Origin of the sequence: Kribbella sp. VKM Ac-2566, from assembly GCF_004366005.1 — a bacterium.
Taxonomy (GTDB): Bacteria; Actinomycetota; Actinomycetes; order Propionibacteriales; family Kribbellaceae; genus Kribbella; species Kribbella pratensis.
Genome location: NZ_SODT01000009.1, coordinates 205588 through 223989, shown reverse-complemented (window position 1 = coordinate 223989; position 18402 = coordinate 205588). Strand labels below are relative to the sequence as shown.

The window sequence follows — 18402 nt, the reverse complement described above, 5'->3', positions numbered from 1 at the left end:
CTCAGTGCGTTCTGTCGTGTCGCGGAGGTGCTGGGGTGAGCGGGGCCGATCACTACGAAGTGCTGAATGTCGAGCGCACGGCCAGCGCCGCCGAGATCAAGACCGCGTACCGGAAGCTCGTTCGCCAGGTCCATCCGGACCAGGGCGGCAACGCGGCGCTCTTCCGCCTCGTGCAGGAAGCCTGGAACACGCTCTCGGACCCGGCCAAGCGCGCCTCCTACGACCGCCTGCTCGCCGGCCAGTCGACGACGACCACCCGCGAGCCGGATCCGCAGCCCCACCCTGATCCACAGCCCGAACCTGAGCCCACCTGGACCTGGTCGACCGACCAGCCCTGGTCCAGCACGTCGAGCTCGTCGAGCGAGCAGCCGGAGCAGCCCAGGACGACCGGTGAGCGGGTCCAACCGGTGGATGCAGGGCCCATCCTCGTCGGTCCGCCCTTCGGCCGCTGGCGGGCTCCTGCCCTCGTCGCGCTGACCGTCTTCTGCGCGCTCGTCATCTGGATCCTTGTCAGCATCGACTACCACGGCTTCTGGGACGTTGTCTTCGGCGTCGGCACCGCCGCGATGATCGTGGTGGCGATGCCACCGCACTGGAGCAGGCGAGTGCCGCTCGGCGGCCTGTTCAAGACGCTCGGCGTCCTCACCGCGGCCTTCTTCCTGCTGGCGCTGATCCTGACGTTCAATCCGTTCGCGGCGAGCGGCGCGTCCACGGTCGGCCGGATTCTGCTCGGCGCGGTCGTCGCGGGTCTGGTGGTGGTTCGGATCCTCACCGGTCGCTGGTCGAAAGCGCACGCGCTGGATCTCGCGATCGACCGGACCGCGGCGTACGAGTTCAACCTGTGGGGCCGTCCCGGCGAGCCGCTCGTCGACGATGCGCTCGCCGCACCGATCTCGGCGTACGACGTGCTGCTGCAGCGGCGTACGGCCAGCCTCCTCGACCCTGTGGTCGGCGCACTGCCCGCGGCGAAGCTGGTGCACGGTGCGCAACTCGGTGCCGTCGCCGTCGATCACATGCTGCTCAACGGGCACCGCGTCGCGCTGATCGTGTCGCTGGTGGGATCGCCCGGCGCGTACTCCCTCGACGCCTACGGGTCCCTCGTCTTCAACGGCCAGCCGATCGACAGCCCGGTGCCCGCGCTGGAGGCCGCCGTTGCTGCCTGGAGCGGACGGCTGCGGACGGCTCAGGTACGCGGCTTCCTGATCGTCCACCCGACCGTGGAGGGCCAGGGCAGGATCATGACGGACTCCGGCTCCGAGGCCGCCGTGACGTGCCTGTCCGCACGGTCCGCCGACCGCGAACTCCTCAACTGGTTGGAGCCAGATGGGAACGTTCTCGACCGCCGGCTCCTGTACGACGTCCTGCGCCGCGCACCGTACGGCCTAATCTGAACGCATGGAGCGGGTTGATCTCGGCGAGGTGGAGTACGACGTCGCCGCGAAGGACATGCGTGGTTGGGTCGAGGAGCGCGTCGCAGGCAAGGCCGAGGACCGTCTGTTCCTGCTGAGTCATCCGCCGGTGATCACCTACGGACCAAGGACCGTCCTCGACGACCTGCCCGCGGAGGCGGCCGCGATCCCGACGGTGCAGGTCGACCGCGGCGGCTTCGCGACGTACCACGGCCCCGGCCAGCTGGTCGGCTACCTGGTGATCGACCTGCACCAGCGCGGCCCGGTCGACATCGTGCGCTGGGTCGAGAACGGCCTGATCGAGGCTCTCGGGTCGCTCGGTTTCCCGCTCGTACGCCGGGACACGCCGAAGGGCGCCAGCAGCCTCGTCGGTGTCTGGACCGAGGACGGCCGGAAGCTGTGCTCGATCGGCATGCGGATCCGGCGCGGTGTGACCAGTCACGGGTTCTCGGTGAACGTAGACCCGGACATGACCGTGTTTCACACGTTCACCAGCTGCGGGCTGCACGACGTCACGATGGTCTCGCTCGCCGAACTGGCCGCGGAGCAGGGCCTCGCCGCGCCCACCGACGCCGAGGTGCGCGATGCCATCGCGAACAGCCTGGGAGCCCGATAGCCTGCCGCAATGAGTCAGGAGGACGACGGCGACCGGATGCCGGACGATCTGGAGGCCGTGCTGGAGGCCGCCGACGACGAGGCGGAGGAGGAGCGCCCGGGGCGGTACGACGCGCCGCCGCTGCCGCCGGGGCTGATTCTGGCCGTCGTCGGGCTGCTGTGCGGGTTCGCGACCATCGCGCTGGTGTGGCTGAGTGAGCGCGGCTGCGAGCGGTTCCGGGACACCACGAACTGCGGCGCCCTCGGGCTGCCGCTGCTGATCTTGATCGTGGTCGTCACGATGGTGCTCGGCGGTACGGCGCTCAGCCGGCTGGCGATGCCGCACCCGAAGCTGATCCCGTTCCTCGGCGTCGCGTTCATGGTCGCGCTGGTGGTGGCGTTCCTGACCGGCCATCTCGACTCGCGGTGGATCCTCGCCGTCGTACCGGTGCTGACCGCCGTCACCTTCCTCCTCGCCAACCTTCTCGCCCGACTGCTGGAGCGTGCCGATGCCTGACCTGCCCGTCTACGAGTGCCCGCGGACCGCCACCACGCCGAACCTCGACGGCACCCTGACCGACCCGGCCTGGGACGCCGCGCCGTGGACGACCGCCTTCGTCCCGATCCACGACGGCCCCACGCCGCGGTTCCTGACCCGGGCGAAGCTGATGTACGACGACCAGTACTTGTACGTCGGCGGCCTGCTCGAGGAGCCGCACGTCTGGTCGACGATGACCGAGCACAACAGCAAGCTGTTCCACGAGAACAACTTCGAGCTGTTCCTCGACCCGGACGGCGACGGGCAGAACTACTACGAGTTCGAGATCAACCCACTCGGGACGATCTGGGAGCTCACGCTGCCGAAGCCGTACGTCGACGGCGGCGTGCCGATCGACCCGACGAACCTGCCCGGTCTGCGGACCGCGGTCCACGTCGACGGCACGCTCAACGACCCGTCCGACACGGACATCGGGTGGTCGGCGGAGATCGCCGTACCGTGGGCCGAGCTGGCACCGTACAACGAGGGGCGGGCGACGCCGCCGAACCCGGGTGACGAGTGGCGGATGAACCTGATGCGCTGCGAGTGGCCGCACGAGGTCGTCGACGGCGCGTACGTGAAGGGCGACGACTGCGAGTTCTGGGTCTGGTCACCGCAGGGCATCGCGGACATGCACCGGCCCGCCACCTGGGGCGTTCTCCGTTTCTGACCCCGTGACACGGCGTTAACACGGGCGAGCGACAATGAAGCACGTGAACTTGGGGGGCTCCGGCGAACCACACAGTCTGGAGGCGGACCAGGTCGTCAGCGCGATCGAGCGCGCGTGTGAGAGCGACCTGCGGACCGCCTTACGGCTGGTTGCGCGCTATTCGGCGTACTGGTGGTCGAACGGGCTCCAGGACGAGGCTGCGGCCGCGGCCGAGCGGGTGCTCAGCATGCTCGGCCGGACCGTCCCGGTCGGGCTCGACGAGGAGTATCTGCTGGCCGTCATCCATGGCGCGGCCTCGGCTGAGCAGGAGCAGGTGGAGCTGGCCCAGCAGATCGTGCTGACGACCACCGGCCCGTTCCGGTACTCCGTGACGGTGCTGCTGTGGTCACTCGTGTTCGGGCCGTTCGAACCGGCTGCTGTGGTCGAGGACGTGCTGGAGCGCAACGAGGCCGGTGACGCGTGGACACGGGCAGCTGTGGAGCTGTGCCGTGGCTACCCCGGTCTGACGACAGCCGCACCGGGTGACGCGGCACAGAGCCTACGTACGGCGCTGGGCCGCTTCCGGATGCTGGAGGACCGGTGGGGCATGTTCCTTGCCCTCAGCGCGCTCCGGCAGGTCGTAGACGAGCCGCTGGACGTCACCACCGAGGCGCTGGAGCTCGCCGAGCAGCTGTGCCTCGCAGACGAGACCGCACTGCTGCTGTGCGAGCGTGCCGAGCTCTACCGACGGCAGGGGAAGCTGGAGGACGCGCACGCAGACTACAGCCGGGCCCTGTCGATCGGAGAGCACGCTGATCAACCGGAGACCGTTGCGGCGGCACGGGTCGGTTTGGCGCGTACGGCGCGCGGCTTCGGCAATCTCCAGGCCGCCCGCGCGCACCTGTCCGCCGTACTCACCATCCCTGAGCTGGACGACGCGCACTACGAGGCACTGCACGAACTGGCGGCACTGAATGCGTCCGAAGCCTCCGCGTAGCACCTGACCACATACCTGAGTGGTACCACTCACATCGCGGGACACGGGTCGGCTGGTTAGAGTCGGAGCGAATCGGCAGAAGACACACCGGCCACTGCAACGGAGCAGCTGATGGACAAGACGTACGGGTCGCCGCAGGAAGCGGTGGCGGACATCGGGGACGGCGCAAGCCTGGCCGTCGGCGGCTTCGGGTTGTGCGGCAATCCGATGCAGCTCATCAGCGCTCTGCACGACAAGGGGGTCTCCGGGCTCAGCGTCGTGTCGAACAACTGCGGCGTCGACGACTGGGGACTCGGCATCCTGCTCGCCGACAAGCGGATCGCCAAGATGACGTCGTCGTACGTCGGGGAGAACAAGGAGTTCGCCCGGCAGTTCCTGTCCGGGGAACTGGAGGTCGAGCTGACCCCGCAGGGCACGCTGGCCGAGAAGCTCCGGGCCGGCGGCTGCGGGATCGCCGCGTTCTTCACCCTGGCCGGCGTCGGGACGCAGGTCGCCGAGGGTGGGCTGCCGCAGAAGTACAACGCGGACGGTTCGGTCGCGAAGGCGTCGGAGCCCAAGGAGACGCGGGAGATCAACGGTACGACGTACGTGCTGGAGGAATCGATCACCACCGACTTCGGGCTGGTGCACGCACTCAAGGGCGACACCCACGGGAACCTGGTCTTCGACCGCAGCGCGCGGAACTTCAACCCGCTGGCCGCGATGGCCGGCCGGGTGACCATCGCGCAGGTCGAGGAACTGGTCCAGCCTGGTGAGCTGGACCCCGACTCGATCCACCTACCCGGTGTCTACGTCCAGCGCGTCGTTGCGGTCGGCAAGGACATCGAGAAGCGGATCGAGAAGCGCACCGTGCAACCGCGGGAGTCCTACGAGGCTCAGCGCGAGAAGCTGGAGGCCTGAGATGCCACTCACCCGTGAGCAGATGGCCGCCCGGGCCGCCGCCGAGCTCGAGGACGGCTCGTACGTGAACCTGGGCATCGGCCTGCCGACTCTGGTCCCGAACTACATCCCGGACGGCGTCACCGTCGTACTGCAGTCCGAGAACGGCATCCTCGGCGTCGGGCCGTATCCGGTCGAGGGTGACGAGGACCCGGACCTCATCAACGCCGGCAAGGAGACCGTCACGACGATGCCCGGGGCATCGTTCTTCGACTCGTCGTTGTCCTTCGGGATGATCCGCGGCGGGGCGATCGACGCGGCCATCCTCGGCGCCATGCAGGTGTCGGCCAAGGGCGACCTGTCGAACTGGATGATCCCCGGCAAGATGGTCAAGGGGATGGGCGGCGCGATGGACCTGGTGCACGGCGCGAAGAAGGTGATCGTGCTGATGGAGCACGTCGCCAAGGACGGCTCGCACAAGATCCTCGAGGAGTGCGACCTGCCGTACACGGGCCGCGGCGTGGTCAACCGGATCATCACGGATCTCGCCGTCCTGGACGTGACGGACGACGGTCTGCAGCTGGTGGAGCTCGCCGAGGGCGTCACCTTCGACGAACTCCAGGAGAAGACCGGCGCCCCGATCAAGCAATGAACCTCGTCTCCGGCAGCGCACGGGTCCAGTCGTACGGGCGGTGCCGGAGATGCTGGTCGAAGAACGCCGGGATGTAGGTGCGCATGGCGCGCAGTACCTGGTCGGCGTTCGCCGTACCGATGGTGTTCGCGATGAGCTCCTCCGGGACAGTGAAGAACCGCTGGAACCACGGGATCAGCGCCTGGTAGTCGACGAAGCTGTAGTGGCGGCCGTTCGGGACGTTCAGGTCGCGCTTCCAGCCGGACGAATGGTCCCAGAACAGGCCCCAGGACGGGTCCGTACGGTGGTCGTGCGGGCCCGGGCCGACCGCGCCCGAGCCCATCAGGAGGAACGGGCGGTTCGTGCCCTTCGCGACGGTCGGTGCGTCGGCCGGGTCGTCGTACCCGTAGCCGAGCTCGCCGTCGAGGTCGATGGCGGCGCGGATCCGCGGGTCGGCGACCAGCAGGTCGATCGAGCTGAGGCCGCCGGCGGAGTGGCCGTACGCCCCGATCCGGTCGAGGTCGAGGAGGTCGCCGAGACCCTTGGGGAGGCGGCGTCGGTCGGCGTCCGGGTTCTCGCCGCGGGCGAGGCGGGTGAGGCTGTCGAGGACGAAGCGCAGGTCGGCGAAGCGGGTCGTGCGGGCGAGCATCGCGTACGGCACGGGCGGCAGGGTCTGTACTTCGATCCGGTTGCCGGGGAACTCGACGGCTGAGACCTCGTACGTGTGGTCCACGGTCACCACGACGTACCCGCGGCTGGCGAGCTCCGTGACGCTGATCGACGCGAGTCCGCGCGGAACGCCGAACCCCGGCGAGAACAGCACGACCGGCCGCTTCCCGGGGCAGACCGGGGCGAGCAGTCCGGCGTGACTCTTGGCGCCGACCCAGTCGATCGTCCCGACGGGTTGCTGCAGCGCAATCGCGGCGCCTTCGCCGAACACCTCGGCGGTCAACGGCGGGAGGTACGGCGCCGGCGCGGTCAGCCGGGTCGCCGGATACCAGATGCTGATCATCAGCTCGCGTGGGCGACCTGGAACGAACGGGTCGTCACGGCCGGCATCGACCAGATGAAGCTCGGTGGTGCCGACCGGATGGGGACCGGTCGGCCGCGGAAGCCGAATCGGAACGGGCACCGCACGGCCGCCGACGGTCGCGAACGCGGCGCCCCGCGTGGGGACAGCTACTCCGGGAGCGCTCGCCCCCGCTGGTTGCGAGGCGGCGAAGGTGGCGAGCGGGGCGAGGGCGGCGGAGGTGAGCAGAATTCGTCGGTTCAGCATGGCTCCGACTGTGCCCGGAGACCAACTATCCGTTCAGCTTGCGAAAGACACCTGTGATCCCTGGCGAAAGTCGGGTATGACGGGACGGGTGGAGTTGGATGTGCTGGTGATCGGCGGAGTAGGCATCGACACGATCGTGCGGGTGCCCGGCCTGCCGTTGGCGGATGTGGACACGGTTCCGGTCGAACCGATCGAGTCGTACCTGGCACACACCGGTCACGGCGTCGCGCTCGGCTGTCACCTGCTCGGGCTGAACACCGGGCTGGTGGACGTGATCGGCGACGATCCCGAGGGTGCGCGGATCCGCCGTGCGTACGACGAACTCGGCATCCCGTTGCGCGTCGTCCTGCACCCGAGCGGCACCCGCCGATCGGTCAACCTGGTCGCCCCGGACGGTCGCCGGCTCTCGATGTACGACGGCCGCCACCCGCGCGGTCTCCGCGTCGACCCGAACCTGTGGCGCCCGGTGATCCGGCACGCCCAGCACGTCCACGTCTCGATCATGGACTTCGCCCGCGACGCTCTCGGGGACGCGATCGCCGCCGACCGCTCGATCTCCACCGACCTGCACGACTGGGACGGCCGCAACGACCACCACAAGGACTTCGCCACCGCGTCCGACATCGTGTTCGTCTCCGCCGCCGCCCTGCCACCCGACGGCGTCGACTGGATCCTCGCCAACGGCCGCGCCGACGTCGTGGTCGCCATGGCCGGCGCAGACGGCAGCTACCTCCACGTCCGCGGCGAACCGGTCCACCACTTCCCCGCCATCACCTTCCCCGACCGCCCCGTGGTCGACACCAACGGCGCCGGCGACGCCTACGTAGCCGCCTTCCTGGCCCGCTACCTCGACGGAGCCTCCTGGCAAGCCGCCGCCACCGCCGGCACCGTAGCCGCCGGCTGGGCCTGCACCTCCCCCGGCACCCACACCAACCTCATAACCGCCGAAGACCTAGCCCTCCGCACCCGCGAGCTCGCGTGAAGCCTTCGTGCCGAGACGTGACGGCCTGTATAGTGGTGCGTAGCTCAGGGCAGTAGCCCTCGGGAAGTGAACCCGGCAGTCATCCGGACGGTTGGCGAGCCGGGTTTCGCGCGTCTAGACCCGGATCACGGTCGAGTACGGCGCGACGAGATCGCGCCACTCACCACCTTTGACCCACGACCAAGCCACCGCGTCGGGTATCCACAACAACGGATCCGCGTGGGCCGCAAGCAGCTCGTACTGCAGACTCTCAGCGCAGTCGTAGCGCCGCGCAGCGCGGAACAACACCTGCTTGTCCAACGTCGCAGTGGATTCGTCACGCTCGATCACCAGCCGCTCGGCCGATCCCGCGATGTCACGGACCATCGCCGCCAGGCAGGCTCGGCGAGCGGCGACATCGTTCTTGTCGGCCTGGTACAGCCGTGCATCGAGCCCGAACTCCGCGATGACTCCGAGGATCTTCCGCCGCCGCGGCGGGGACTCTTTGGTGAAGTGGATCCGCCGCTCGCGAGGCATCAGAAGACTGGCCATCGTGCGGCGGTATGCGTTCACATCCACCGCGGGGCACATCGTCGCCGCCATGAGCAGACCCTTGGTCTTGCTCTCGTCGACGAACACGTGCGCGGGCATGCAGAGAACTCTAAGTGCGTGTCTCTACAGCACAAAGTCACCGTCAACAGGTCAACCGCGGGTCATGGGTGGGTGGAGGGTTGTGGCTGTGCCGCGGTGGAAGAGTTGGGCGGGGCGGCCGCCGTCGCGGGTCGTCGTACCGCCGGCGGGTTCTACGAAGTCGGGGGTTTTGGTGACCTTGCGGTGGAAGTTTCGGGGGTCCAGGGGGAGGCCCCAGACTGCTTCGTAGACGCCCCGCAGTTCGGAGATCGTGAACTCCGGGGGGCAGAACGCGGTGGCCAGGGGTGAGTACTCGAGTTTGGCGCGGGCGCGTTCCACGCCGTCGGTCAGGATGCGGTGGTGGTCGAACGCCAGCCGGCCGGAGTCGTCCAGCACGTCGGTGGCGTCGACCCAGCTCGCCGACGCGGCGTCGGAGCCCGCGACGGGAGCGGGCAGATCCGGCACCAAGGCCAGGTACGCGACGCTGACCACCCGGCCGCGCGGGTCGCGATCAGGAGCGCCGTACGTCGCGACCTGTTCGAGGTGGATCCGCTCCGCGGACAGCCCGGTCTCCTCCGCCAACTCGCGGCGTGCAGTCGTCTCCAGGTCCTCGTCCGGCCGCACGAACCCTCCGGGCAGCGCCCACCGGCCCTGGTACGGCGGGATGCCGCGGCGGATCAGCAACACCTGGAGGCGGCCGTCGCGGACGGTCAGGATGACCAGGTCGGTGGCCAGGCCGAGTGGCTCGAAGTCCATGGCCACACTCTAATCGTCACCTTGACGAGAAGTCACTCCACCCCTTATCGTCATAATGACGACAAGGAGAACGAAGAGATGGCAGACATCACCCGGTTCCGCTTCATCAGCCACCTGCGGGCCAACCCGACCACCCACGTGCGGCACCTGCGCAACGGCAAGGTCGCGCACGACGGCGCCGGCCAAGCCTTCTGGTTCCGGGCCCTGAACTCGTCGCTGAGCGAGATCCCGGTCGACGACCGCGAGCAGCCGCTGCTGTTCCACGGCCGCACGCAGGACTTCCAGGACGTCGTGGTGCAGGCCACCGTCACCTACCGGGTCACTGACCCGGCGCTCGCAGCGAGCCGGCTGGACTTCGGCATCGACCCGGACACCGGGCTCTGGCGGTCGACCCCGCTCGAGCAGCTCGGCGGGCTGCTGACCGAGCTGGCACAACAGACCGCGCTCGACCTGCTGGCGCGGATGACGCTCACCGAGGCGCTGTCCGAGGGCATGACCGCGCTCCGCCAGGCGGTCGGCACCGGCCTGCGGGAGGACCAGCGGCTGACCGGGCTGGGCATCGGCGTCGAGGACGTGCGCGTGGTCGCAGTACGTGCGGAGCGGGATGTGGAGAAGGCGCTGCAGACACCGACGCGCGAGATGGTGCAGCAGGCCGCGGACAAGGCGACGTACGAACGCCGGGCAATGGCTGTCGAGCGGGAGCGGTCGATCGCCGAGAACGAGCTGCAGAACCAGATCGAGCTCGCCCGGCGCGAAGAGCAACTGGTCAACCAGCGCGGCCAGAACGAGCGCATGCGTGCGACCGAGGCCGCGGCGGCCGGTCAGATCGAGACGCAGGCCGCGGCAAGTCGCCAGCGCGCGCTGGCCGAGGCGGAGGCGGACGCCAAGCGGGTGATCGGCGCGGCGGAGGCTGCTGCCGAGAAGGCCTTGCTGGAGGCGTACGCCGAACTCGACCAGGCGACCATCCTCGCGCTCGCGATCAAGCAGGGCGCACTACCGGAGATCGGCACGCTCAACGTGACACCGGACCTGATCACGCCGCTCCTCACGAGGCTGGCCGAGCAACGATGACGCTTCCTCCACGGGCGGTGATCGTGCATCGGGCGACCGAACTCACCGAGCTGATCGCTCGGCACGGGACGCGGCAGCAGGCCGGGTTCTTCCTGGCCGGCCGCGGGCGGGATCTGGCGGAACTCGACGCCCGGCACCAGGCCCAGCAGGACGCGCTCGCCACGGTCTCGGCGGCGATCCCGCTGGACTGGCGCCGCGCGGTTGCCGAGCGCAACGACCTGGACCGGTTCGGGTTCGGCCCGGAGGATGTGGTGATCGCGGTCGGCCAGGACGGTCTGGTCGCGAACGTGGCGAAGTACCTGGACGGCCAGCCGGTGATCGGCATCAACCCCGAGCCGTCCCGCAACCCCGGCGTACTCGTGCCACACGAGCCCGCCGCGATCGCCGATCTCCTGGCCGAACGCCGGGTCGCCGAGCGGACGATGGTTGCTGCGCGCACCGACGACGGGCAGCAACTGGTCGCGTTGAACGAGGTGTACGTCGGCCACCGGACGCACCAGTCCGCGCGCTATCGGCTGAGCTCTCCCGACGGATCGCCGGAGCGGCAGTCGTCGTCCGGGATCCTGATCGGCACCGGGACCGGCTCGACCGGCTGGTGCCGATCGGCGTGGCAGGAACGGCGCAGTCCGTTGGCGCTGCCAACGCCGACCGATCCGTTGCTGTGCTGGTTCGTCCGCGAGGCCTGGCCGTCACCGGCGACCGGCACCGACAACACCGAAGGGCTGCTCAAGGCGCCGGATTCGCTGACGATCACAGCCGAGTCTGACCTGGTCGTGTTCGGCGACGGAATGGAGTCCGACACCCTGAGCATCAGCTGGGGTCAACGAATCGAGATCGGCGTAGCCCCGGTCAAGTTGCACCTGGTGCTCTGAACCGTGGCGTGCCACATGGAGTACAGCCGCCGCGCGAATCCGCCGACGCCGCAGCCACATCAGCCGGCCAGTCCGAAGCACCGTTCACTACCAGCAGATCAGCTTGCGGTACGTCGCTCAGCGTCGCGACCGGTACCGGATCACCCGGCTTGATCTGCGTCACATCCGGAACTACCTGGATCAGCTCCCATCCACGCCGTACGGCCTCAGCCAACAACGGTTGCGCGTGATAACCCGTTCGAGGTGACTTGGGGAGGGTTGTGTACCCGATCTGGGAAGAAACCCTCCCCAACCCCGGCTCACTAGATCTCCTTGGACGGTTGGATGATCAGGTGCGGGAGGTTTACGTTTCGGGGGCGGCCGACGACGTACGCGATGAGGTCGGCTACCTCGCTGACCGGGACCGCGGGGAGCGTGCTGCGGAGGTCGTCCACCATCGACTGCAGCTCGGCGGGGAAGCTGTCCGCGAGTTCGGTGCCGTCGATCATCCCGGGCTCCAGGTCGGTGACGCGGATCCCCTCGCCGGCCAGTTCGGCACGCAGCGTTCGCGTGAGGTGGCTGACGGCTGCCTTCGAGGCGCCGTACGCCGCCATGCCGGGATTGACGCGCTCACCGGCCAGGGACGACACGTTGATCAGGTCGGTCGTCCGGGTCGCCGCCGATCGGCGCAGCGCCGGGAGGAACGCGTGCGTGACGTTGATGACGCCGGTCAGGTTGACGTCGACGGTACTGCGCCACGCGTCTACCGGGCCGTCCGCGAACGGGACCACGTGCATGACCCCCGCGTTGTTCACCAGCAGGTCGACATCGCCGTAGCGGTCCTGTACGAGAGCGGCGGCCTCGGCCACGGACTGCTCCGAGGTGACATCGGCCGGGACGACGAGCGCCATACTGCCGGCCTCGGCGATCTGGGCGGCGACTTTCTCGAGGCGGTCGCGGCGTCGGGCAAGCAACGCGACGGACGCGCCGTCGGCCGCGAGACGAGTGGCGATGGCGGCGCCGATTCCGCTGGCGGCGCCGGTGACGAGTGCGATGCGTGAAGTGCTCATGGCTCCACGCTCCGCCGGAGGGCGCCCGCTCAGAAGATCCGCTTCCACCGTAGGTCTGGTAGTACCACCCAGTGGGCTGGGCCGTGTGGGGATACTGGTGCGGTGAGTGCGCGACCGCAACTGGGAGAGTTCCTGCAGACCCGTCGGGCTCGGTTGCGGCCCGAGGATGTCGGTCTGCGCTCCGGTCGGGACCGGCGCGTCTCCGGTCTGCGCCGGGAGGAGGTCGCGCTGCTCGCGAACGTCAGCGTCGACTACTACATCCGCCTGGAGCAGGGCCGCGCCGGCAACCCGTCGACCACAGTGCTGACCGCCGTCGCGGACGCGCTCCGGCTGGATCAGGCCGAGCGTGATCATCTGCGGCGGCTGGCCTGCTCGGCGCCACCCGCAGTACCACCGAAGACGGCCGTACGCCCGCAGCTGAAGGCAATGATCGACGCGATGCACGACCTCCCGGCGATCGTCGTGGACCGCCTGAGCAACGTCCTCACGTGGAACTCCGCCGCCCTCGAGGTCGTCGCGGACTTCGAGGGCTTGGCCCATCGGAATCTGGCGCGTCTGTACTTCCTGGACCCCGGAGCCCGCGAGTACTACGCCGACTGGGAGACGGTGGCAGAAGACGCGGTCGCGCTGCTCAGGAAGGCTTCGGCCGAGTACGCCGACGACACCGAACTGGCGGCCCTGGTCGACGAACTCCGCACCGCCAGCCCCGAGTTCGAACGCTTCTGGACCTCCCAGGATGTCCAGAGCCGCTCCCACTGCCCGAAGGTCCTGAACCACCCGGTCGCCGGGCAACTCACCTTCTCGCTGGAATCACTCCAGCTACCCGGCGACGACGGGCAGTTCGTCATCACGTACACGCCGTCCGACGACACCACGAAGGCGCGCCTCGCGACCGTACTGGACCGCGACTATTCGCCGTTGAGGGAGTCGTAGAAGGAGAAGCAGATGGTCGAGGCTTCGAGGTAGAACTGAGGCGGGGTCCTGGCGACAGCCTGGACCCCGCTCTCACAACTCCGAATAGGCGGCGACGAGGGTGGCGGCGTCGTGTTCCCAGTTGAGTTCTGCCGCGGCCGAGCGGACTCCGTCGGTGTACGTCGTGTAGTTGTCGATCACCGTGCGGACCGCCGTCGCCAACGAGTGCGCGTTGCCGGGCTCGTAAAGGCCGCCGAGCTTGTACTGCGTGACGACTGCCCGCAGCTCGGGCAGGTCGGCCGCGACGACCGGGACACCGGCCCGGACCGCGTGGAAGAGCTTGTTCGGCAGCGCGAGGCGGTGGTTCTCGCAGGTGTTGGTCAGGGTGACGAGCGAGATGCCGTACGAGCGCAGTGTGTCGTCGACCTCGTCGATGGACCGTTCCGCGACGGTCTCCACCGGCCCCAGATCCAAGCGATAGTTGGGATCCACCGATCCCATCAGCACCGTCCGGAACGGCGCCAGCTCACGAGCCGCGGCAACCACAGTTGGCAGATCACGCCCAGCTCCGACGCGCCCGGCGTACAGCAGGCCCTCAGGCTGCGAAGGTGCCGGCGGTACGTCGTCCGCACGCGGGAACGTGTTCCGTACGACGCGCACATCGGTCAACCCACGTGACCGCAGCCGCGCCGCGATCCCGTCCGACACCGTGAAGACGACCCGGGCCTTCGACGCCAGCGCCACCTCGTACCGCCGCCCACGCGCCCGCCACAACGGCGTCGGCCGCCCCGGGAGGGCCCGATCGAACCACAGCTCGTGGCTGTCATACACAAGCGAGGCCGACCACAAGGCGGCGTATTCGGCAGCGAGTTCCAACGTGTTGAAGTCGTGCGCATGCACAACATCGACCGGACCTGCCTCGGCCACTCGCGGGGCCGCGGCGATCCGCCACTGCTTCTCGGTGCGGTTCCGGTGCTCGGGCAGCAACAGCCACCGCCCGAACCGCTTCGCCAGCACCTTGGGCCCGGAATGCCCGTGCCCGACCGTCAGCCCGCCGTTCCCGGCCCGCAGACCGGAAGAGCGGGAGACCGACTCCACCGTGATCCCAGGCCCCACCTCGAAGCCTTCAGGGACGTCCCGGCCGATCACGTGCAGCGTGTGACCGGCCGCGGCGAGCGCCGTCGCCTCCCGCAGGATCCGCGAGTCCCCGGCGATCGGGGACTGCGCGATCATCAGAATCCGCACTTACTCGCTCTCGTCCTCGGACACCAGTTCGTTGTTGAGGAACGGCAGCAGTTCCGCGACCGACTTCCGCCCGTCGTGCAGGTCACGCACGAACGACGGTCCCGCGTCGGCGATCTTGCGGGCCGTGTCGCGCTCGGCGACCAGCCGCTCGATCACCTCCGCCAGGTCGTCCGGGTTCGCCTCGGCGATCGGCAGGTCGGTCGGCAGCAGGTCCCGGACCGGGTCCGCGATGTGCCCGACGGTGACCCGGCCGGCCGCCATCGCCTCGCAGGCGAACACGCCGTACGAACCGAGCAGCAGCTGGTCGACCACGATGTCGGCGCTCTTCACCATCTCGGCGAGCTCCGCGTGCGGCACGCCCTGGACCCGGTTGTACTTGATCAGGCCGCGGGCATCCAGGTCCGTCAGCACGGGGTCGACGTACGCCGAACCCTTCAAGGCGGAGGCCGACGGCGCGTGCAGCACCACCGGGACCTCCCGCTCGAGCACCGGCTGCGTCGACACGAAGCTGTCGACGTCGACCGCGAGCGGCAACCAGATGCCGTTGTCGACGAACTCCAGCAGGTCCGGCGTGGTGACGAAGACCGGTCCCTTGTAGCCCTCGAGGTGGTGGCGCATCAGGTTGTTCGCGGCCTGCAGGCGCACCGTCAGCTCGTCGTCCGGGTTGCGGAACGGCGAGTACCGGTACCGCTCGCGGTGCTGCGCGGGGTCGCGGATCTCCGACCCGTGGAACACCAGACCGTGCTTGATCCCGGCCTGGTCGAGCATCGGTACGTCGGTCGTCCACATCTGCCCGCGCTGCTGGCCGAACATCGGCCGGCCCGCCTCGAACAGCACGTGGGTGACCTCACGCAACGCGTACGCCGTCAGCTCCAGCTGCCAGCGCAGATCGGACCGGTACTGGCGGTACGTGCCAGTGCGGTGCACGCGGAAGTCGAACGCGCCGCTGCCCGTCGTGAGCGACTCCGCCTTGACGTCCGGCACCTCACGCTCGAGCGCAGTCGCCCACAACCACGCCTGACCGGCGCTGTTGACCGGCCCCAGCAGCAGGTGCCGCCCGGTCTTGCGCGCCTTGCCGCCCGGCCGCGTGACGTCGAGCTGCTGCCCGGTCAGCTCGCTGTACAGCTCACGGAGCTTGGTCGCCTGCCCGGCCCAGGACACCTCTTGCTGGTACGCCGGATCCGCAACCCGCTCGCGGTAGCTGTCCAGGTCACCGAGGACCGTGCGGACCTTCGACGCCAGGTCATGCGCGTCGGCCGCGGTGAACACCTCGCCGATCTTGGTGCGATCGACGAACTCCTTCATGCTCGGCATGTCGCTGACCACCACCGGCAGCCCCGCGAAGGCGTACTCGAACAGCTTGTTCGGCAGCGCCATCTCGTGGCTCGGGTAGCGCAGGATCGGGATCAGCCCGATGTCGGCGGTCCGCAGGAACGCGACCACCTCGTCCGGCTTCACCGGGTCCAGGCAGTGCAGGCGGTCCTGCACCTCCAACTGCACGGCCTGCGCCTGCAGCTCACGGACAGCGTCCGTCGCCACGCCAGGCACACACACGACGGCCAGGTGCGCGTCCGGCAGATCCACCAGCGCCTGTACGGCGGTGTGGATCCCACGCGCTCGCGTCACCCCACCGCTGTAGACGAGCAGCGGTACGTCGGATGCCAGGCCGATCCGGCTGCGAATGTCGGACACCTCGACCGACACGTCAGCAGGGTTCGGCGTGTTCATCACCACGGTCGGCTCGTGCCGCAGGTTGTGCTCGCGCTGCAACCGGGTCGCGATAGCCGGGCTGACGGTGATCACCCGGTCCGCGTCGCCGATGTACTCACGCTCGTGGTTGGCCCAGGCCGCGATCGAACGCCGGGTACGGGCGCCGTACTGCGAGAGCCCGGCGACATACTCGTGCGCGTCGTACACGACCTTCAGCGTGCGGCCGCGCAGCTTGGCGCGACCGGCGGCGCGGGTCGCGACCCCGATCACGTGCATGTCGTGGGCGTGCACCACGTCCGGCTCGAGGCGGTCGATCAGGTCGCCGAACGCGATCTCGAGGTCCAGTGCCTCTGGGTGCAGCTTGCGCCACGGCGCCGGCCAGGGCAGCCGGTGCAGGACCCCGTCGTACGCCCGCCAGCCGAACTTGAACGGTCCGTCCGCCTTGTTGCCGACGCCCTTGCGGACCCAGGCGGCGCGCTCGGCGGCCTGCCAGCGCGCCCGCCGGAGCAGCCGGGTGGCGACGCCTGCCTTGAACTTGACCGGATTCCCCTGGCCCGCCTTGGCGCGCGCGATCGCGTGCCCGGAGTCCGCCTTGAGCTCCTTGAGCTCGGCCGCGATCCGCTGACTGCGCGCCACATAGGTTGCTCGGTACCGGTACCCCACCAACGGCGGCCGCCAGTTGCGGCGCGCCGTGCGGCTTCGTTTCCGTTCCTCACGCAGTGTGAAAGGCACTGCCACCCGGACGATCAGCGCTCCGTCGAGCATCTCCCTCGACGGCAGACCGCTGGCCGAGACCCCGAGCACAGTCACCTCTGCTCCGGTCTCGGCCAGTGCTGCGGCCTCCTTGCGGACCCGGCTGTCGTTGGTGACGTCGTTGGCGACCATCATCACGACCCGCAGGTCGGCATGTGTCACTGGCTGACCGACCTTCCGATCACAATCCGACGCACGCCCGCCCACTTGGCCGGGTCGGTGCGGTCGCGACCGTCGACGAGCACCTTCACACCCGGCAGGTCGGCCGGGCTCAGCTGCGCGTACTCCGCGTGGTCCGCCTGCAGCACCGCCGCGTCCACCGGCGCGCCCAGCGTGTACGGCGTGAAGCCGAGACCCTGGAGCTCCTCGGCGGTGTACAGCGGGTCGTGCACGGACACCTCGGCGCCGCGCGCCTTCAACGCCTCCACGGCCGGGAACACCCCGGAGAACGCGGTCTCCTTGACGCCACCGCGGTACGACGCGCCGAGCACGACGACCTTGGCGCCCTTGAGGTCACCGAAGGCGCCCTCGAGCAGACCGATCGTGTAGTCGGGCATACCGGCGTTCGCCTCGCGGGCGGCCCGGACGACGGTGGCGTCCGGGTCCGTGTACAGGTACAGCCGCGGGTAGACCGGGATGCAGTGGCCGCCGACCGCGATACCCGGCCGGTGGATGTGGCTGTACGGCTGCGAGTTCGACGCCTCGATGACGGCGTGGACGTCGATGCCGTTCTGGCCGGCGAACCGGGCGAACTGGTTCGCCAGGCCGATGTTCACGTCGCGGTAGGTGGTCTCGGCCAGCTTCGCCAGCTCGGCCGCCTCCGCGGAGCCCAAGTCCCAGACGCCGTTCGGGCGGTCCAGGTCCGGGCGCTCGTCGAAGTCCAGGACGGCCTCGTAGAACGCGGTGGCGCGCTTCGCGCCCTCTTCGGACAGGCCGCCGACCAGCTTCGGGTACTTGCGCAGGTCCGCGAAGACCCGGCCGGTGAGCACCCGCTCCGGCGAGAACACCAGGTGGAAGTCGGTGCCCTCGGTCAGGCCGGAGATCTCCTCGAGCATCGGCTTCCACCGGTTCCGGGTGGTGCCGACCGGGAGCGTGGTCTCGTAGCTGACCAGCGTGCCGGGCGTCAGGTGCTCGGCCAGGGAACGGGTCGCGTTCTCCATCCAGCCGAACTCGGGCTGACCGGTCTGCTCGTCCACGAACAGCGGCACGACCACGACGACCGCGTCGCTGTTCGAGATCGCATCCGCGTAGTCCGTGGTCGCCCGCAGGCGGCCGTCGGCCACGGTCTCGCTGAGCAGCTCCTGCAGGTGGGCCTCACCCGGGAACGGCTCCTGGCCGGCGTTCACCAGCTCGACGAACTTCTCGTTGATGTCGACGCCGACGACCTGATGGCCCTTGGCCGCGAACTGGACGGCCAACGGCAGTCCGATCTTGCCTAAGGCAACAACACTGACACGCACAGGAACTCCA

At 69.2% G+C, this 18402-nt stretch carries 18 protein-coding genes; 11 read left to right on the top strand and 7 right to left on the bottom strand.

Annotated elements, in window-relative coordinates:
• The first annotated feature begins 35 nt into the window (after window positions 1–35).
• The 7 genes from EV647_RS12660 (at window position 36) to EV647_RS12630 (ending at window position 5718) form a co-directional block, all read left to right on the top strand.
• On the top strand, window positions 36–1391 hold the full coding sequence (locus EV647_RS12660) for a J domain-containing protein (RefSeq protein ID WP_134002375.1): 1356 nt from the start codon (window positions 36–38) through the stop codon (window positions 1389–1391).
• Between the two features lie 4 nt (window positions 1392–1395).
• On the top strand, window positions 1396–2025 hold the full coding sequence (gene lipB, locus EV647_RS12655; RefSeq protein WP_134002373.1) for a lipoyl(octanoyl) transferase LipB: 630 nt from the start codon (window positions 1396–1398) through the stop codon (window positions 2023–2025).
• Between the two features lie 9 nt (window positions 2026–2034).
• Entirely contained in the window at window positions 2035–2520 is a 486-nt protein-coding gene (locus tag EV647_RS12650; RefSeq protein WP_134002370.1) for a hypothetical protein, read from the top strand.
• Window positions 2513–3211 carry a carbohydrate-binding family 9-like protein gene (locus EV647_RS12645; RefSeq protein WP_134002368.1) on the top strand — a complete coding sequence of 233 codons (699 nt, stop codon included), beginning with the start codon at window positions 2513–2515 and terminating at the stop codon, window positions 3209–3211. Before EV647_RS12650 ends, EV647_RS12645 begins: the two co-directional genes overlap by 8 nt.
• Window positions 3212–3254: 43 nt before the next feature.
• Window positions 3255–4187 carry a tetratricopeptide repeat protein gene (locus tag EV647_RS12640; protein ID WP_166679939.1) on the top strand — a complete coding sequence of 311 codons (933 nt, stop codon included), beginning with the start codon at window positions 3255–3257 and terminating at the stop codon, window positions 4185–4187.
• A 111-nt stretch (window positions 4188–4298) separates the two neighbouring features.
• Complete coding sequence (locus EV647_RS12635; RefSeq protein WP_134002364.1) at window positions 4299–5087, top strand: CoA transferase subunit A; 789 nt, start codon at window positions 4299–4301, stop codon at window positions 5085–5087.
• A gap of 1 nt (window position 5088) precedes the next feature.
• On the top strand, window positions 5089–5718 hold the full coding sequence (locus EV647_RS12630; RefSeq protein ID WP_133786556.1) for a CoA transferase subunit B: 630 nt from the start codon (window positions 5089–5091) through the stop codon (window positions 5716–5718).
• Here EV647_RS12630 and EV647_RS12625 read toward each other — a convergent pair.
• Window positions 5708–6973, bottom strand: a complete 1266-nt coding sequence (locus tag EV647_RS12625; protein WP_134002362.1) for a lipase — start codon at window positions 6971–6973, stop codon at window positions 5708–5710. The two genes, EV647_RS12630 and EV647_RS12625, sit on opposite strands and share 11 nt — an antisense overlap.
• An 88-nt stretch (window positions 6974–7061) precedes the next feature.
• Between EV647_RS12625 and EV647_RS12620 the strand changes: the two genes are divergently transcribed.
• Complete coding sequence (locus EV647_RS12620) at window positions 7062–7955, top strand: carbohydrate kinase family protein (RefSeq protein ID WP_134002360.1); 894 nt, start codon at window positions 7062–7064, stop codon at window positions 7953–7955.
• Window positions 7956–8069: 114 nt separating this feature from the next.
• Here EV647_RS12620 and EV647_RS12615 read toward each other — a convergent pair whose 3' ends face one another.
• Both EV647_RS12615 and EV647_RS12610 read right to left on the bottom strand, forming a co-directional pair.
• Entirely contained in the window at window positions 8070–8585 is a 516-nt protein-coding gene (locus EV647_RS12615) for a hypothetical protein (RefSeq protein WP_134002358.1), read from the bottom strand.
• A 51-nt stretch (window positions 8586–8636) separates the two neighbouring features.
• Window positions 8637–9320 (bottom strand): NUDIX domain-containing protein, encoded by a 684-nt coding sequence (locus EV647_RS12610; RefSeq protein WP_134002356.1) that lies wholly within the window; start codon window positions 9318–9320, stop codon window positions 8637–8639.
• 78 nt (window positions 9321–9398) lie between these two features.
• Between EV647_RS12610 and EV647_RS12605 the strand changes: the two genes are divergently transcribed.
• Both EV647_RS12605 and EV647_RS12600 read left to right on the top strand, forming a co-directional pair.
• Window positions 9399–10391: an SPFH domain-containing protein gene (locus EV647_RS12605; RefSeq protein WP_134002354.1), complete on the top strand. Its 993-nt coding sequence runs from the start codon at window positions 9399–9401 to the stop codon at window positions 10389–10391.
• Window positions 10388–11263, top strand: coding sequence for an NAD(+)/NADH kinase (locus tag EV647_RS12600; RefSeq protein ID WP_134002352.1), 876 nt, complete (start codon window positions 10388–10390; stop codon window positions 11261–11263). The genes EV647_RS12605 and EV647_RS12600 overlap by 4 nt, the downstream gene beginning before the upstream one ends.
• 302 nt (window positions 11264–11565) lie before the next feature.
• On the opposite strand, the gene EV647_RS12590 is transcribed toward EV647_RS12600, so the two are convergent.
• A complete protein-coding gene (locus EV647_RS12590; RefSeq protein ID WP_134002350.1) occupies window positions 11566–12312 on the bottom strand; it encodes an SDR family oxidoreductase in 747 nt (248 codons plus the stop codon).
• Between the two features lie 102 nt (window positions 12313–12414).
• On the opposite strand from EV647_RS12590, the gene EV647_RS12585 reads away from it, so the two are divergent.
• Window positions 12415–13245, top strand: coding sequence for a helix-turn-helix transcriptional regulator (locus EV647_RS12585; RefSeq protein WP_166680304.1), 831 nt, complete (start codon window positions 12415–12417; stop codon window positions 13243–13245).
• A gap of 72 nt (window positions 13246–13317) precedes the next feature.
• Here the strand turns inward: EV647_RS12585 and EV647_RS12580 are convergent, their stop codons facing one another.
• The 3 genes from EV647_RS12580 to EV647_RS12570 are packed head-to-tail and all read right to left on the bottom strand — an operon-like array spanning window position 13318 to window position 18392.
• Window positions 13318–14469 (bottom strand): glycosyltransferase, encoded by a 1152-nt coding sequence (locus EV647_RS12580; protein WP_134002346.1) that lies wholly within the window; start codon window positions 14467–14469, stop codon window positions 13318–13320.
• Window positions 14470–17094 carry a glycosyltransferase gene (locus EV647_RS12575; protein ID WP_134002344.1) on the bottom strand — a complete coding sequence of 875 codons (2625 nt, stop codon included), beginning with the start codon at window positions 17092–17094 and terminating at the stop codon, window positions 14470–14472.
• Window positions 17091–18392 carry a nucleotide sugar dehydrogenase gene (locus EV647_RS12570; protein ID WP_134002342.1) on the bottom strand — a complete coding sequence of 434 codons (1302 nt, stop codon included), beginning with the start codon at window positions 18390–18392 and terminating at the stop codon, window positions 17091–17093. The genes EV647_RS12575 and EV647_RS12570 overlap by 4 nt, the downstream gene beginning before the upstream one ends.
• Window positions 18393–18402 lie beyond the last annotated feature (10 nt).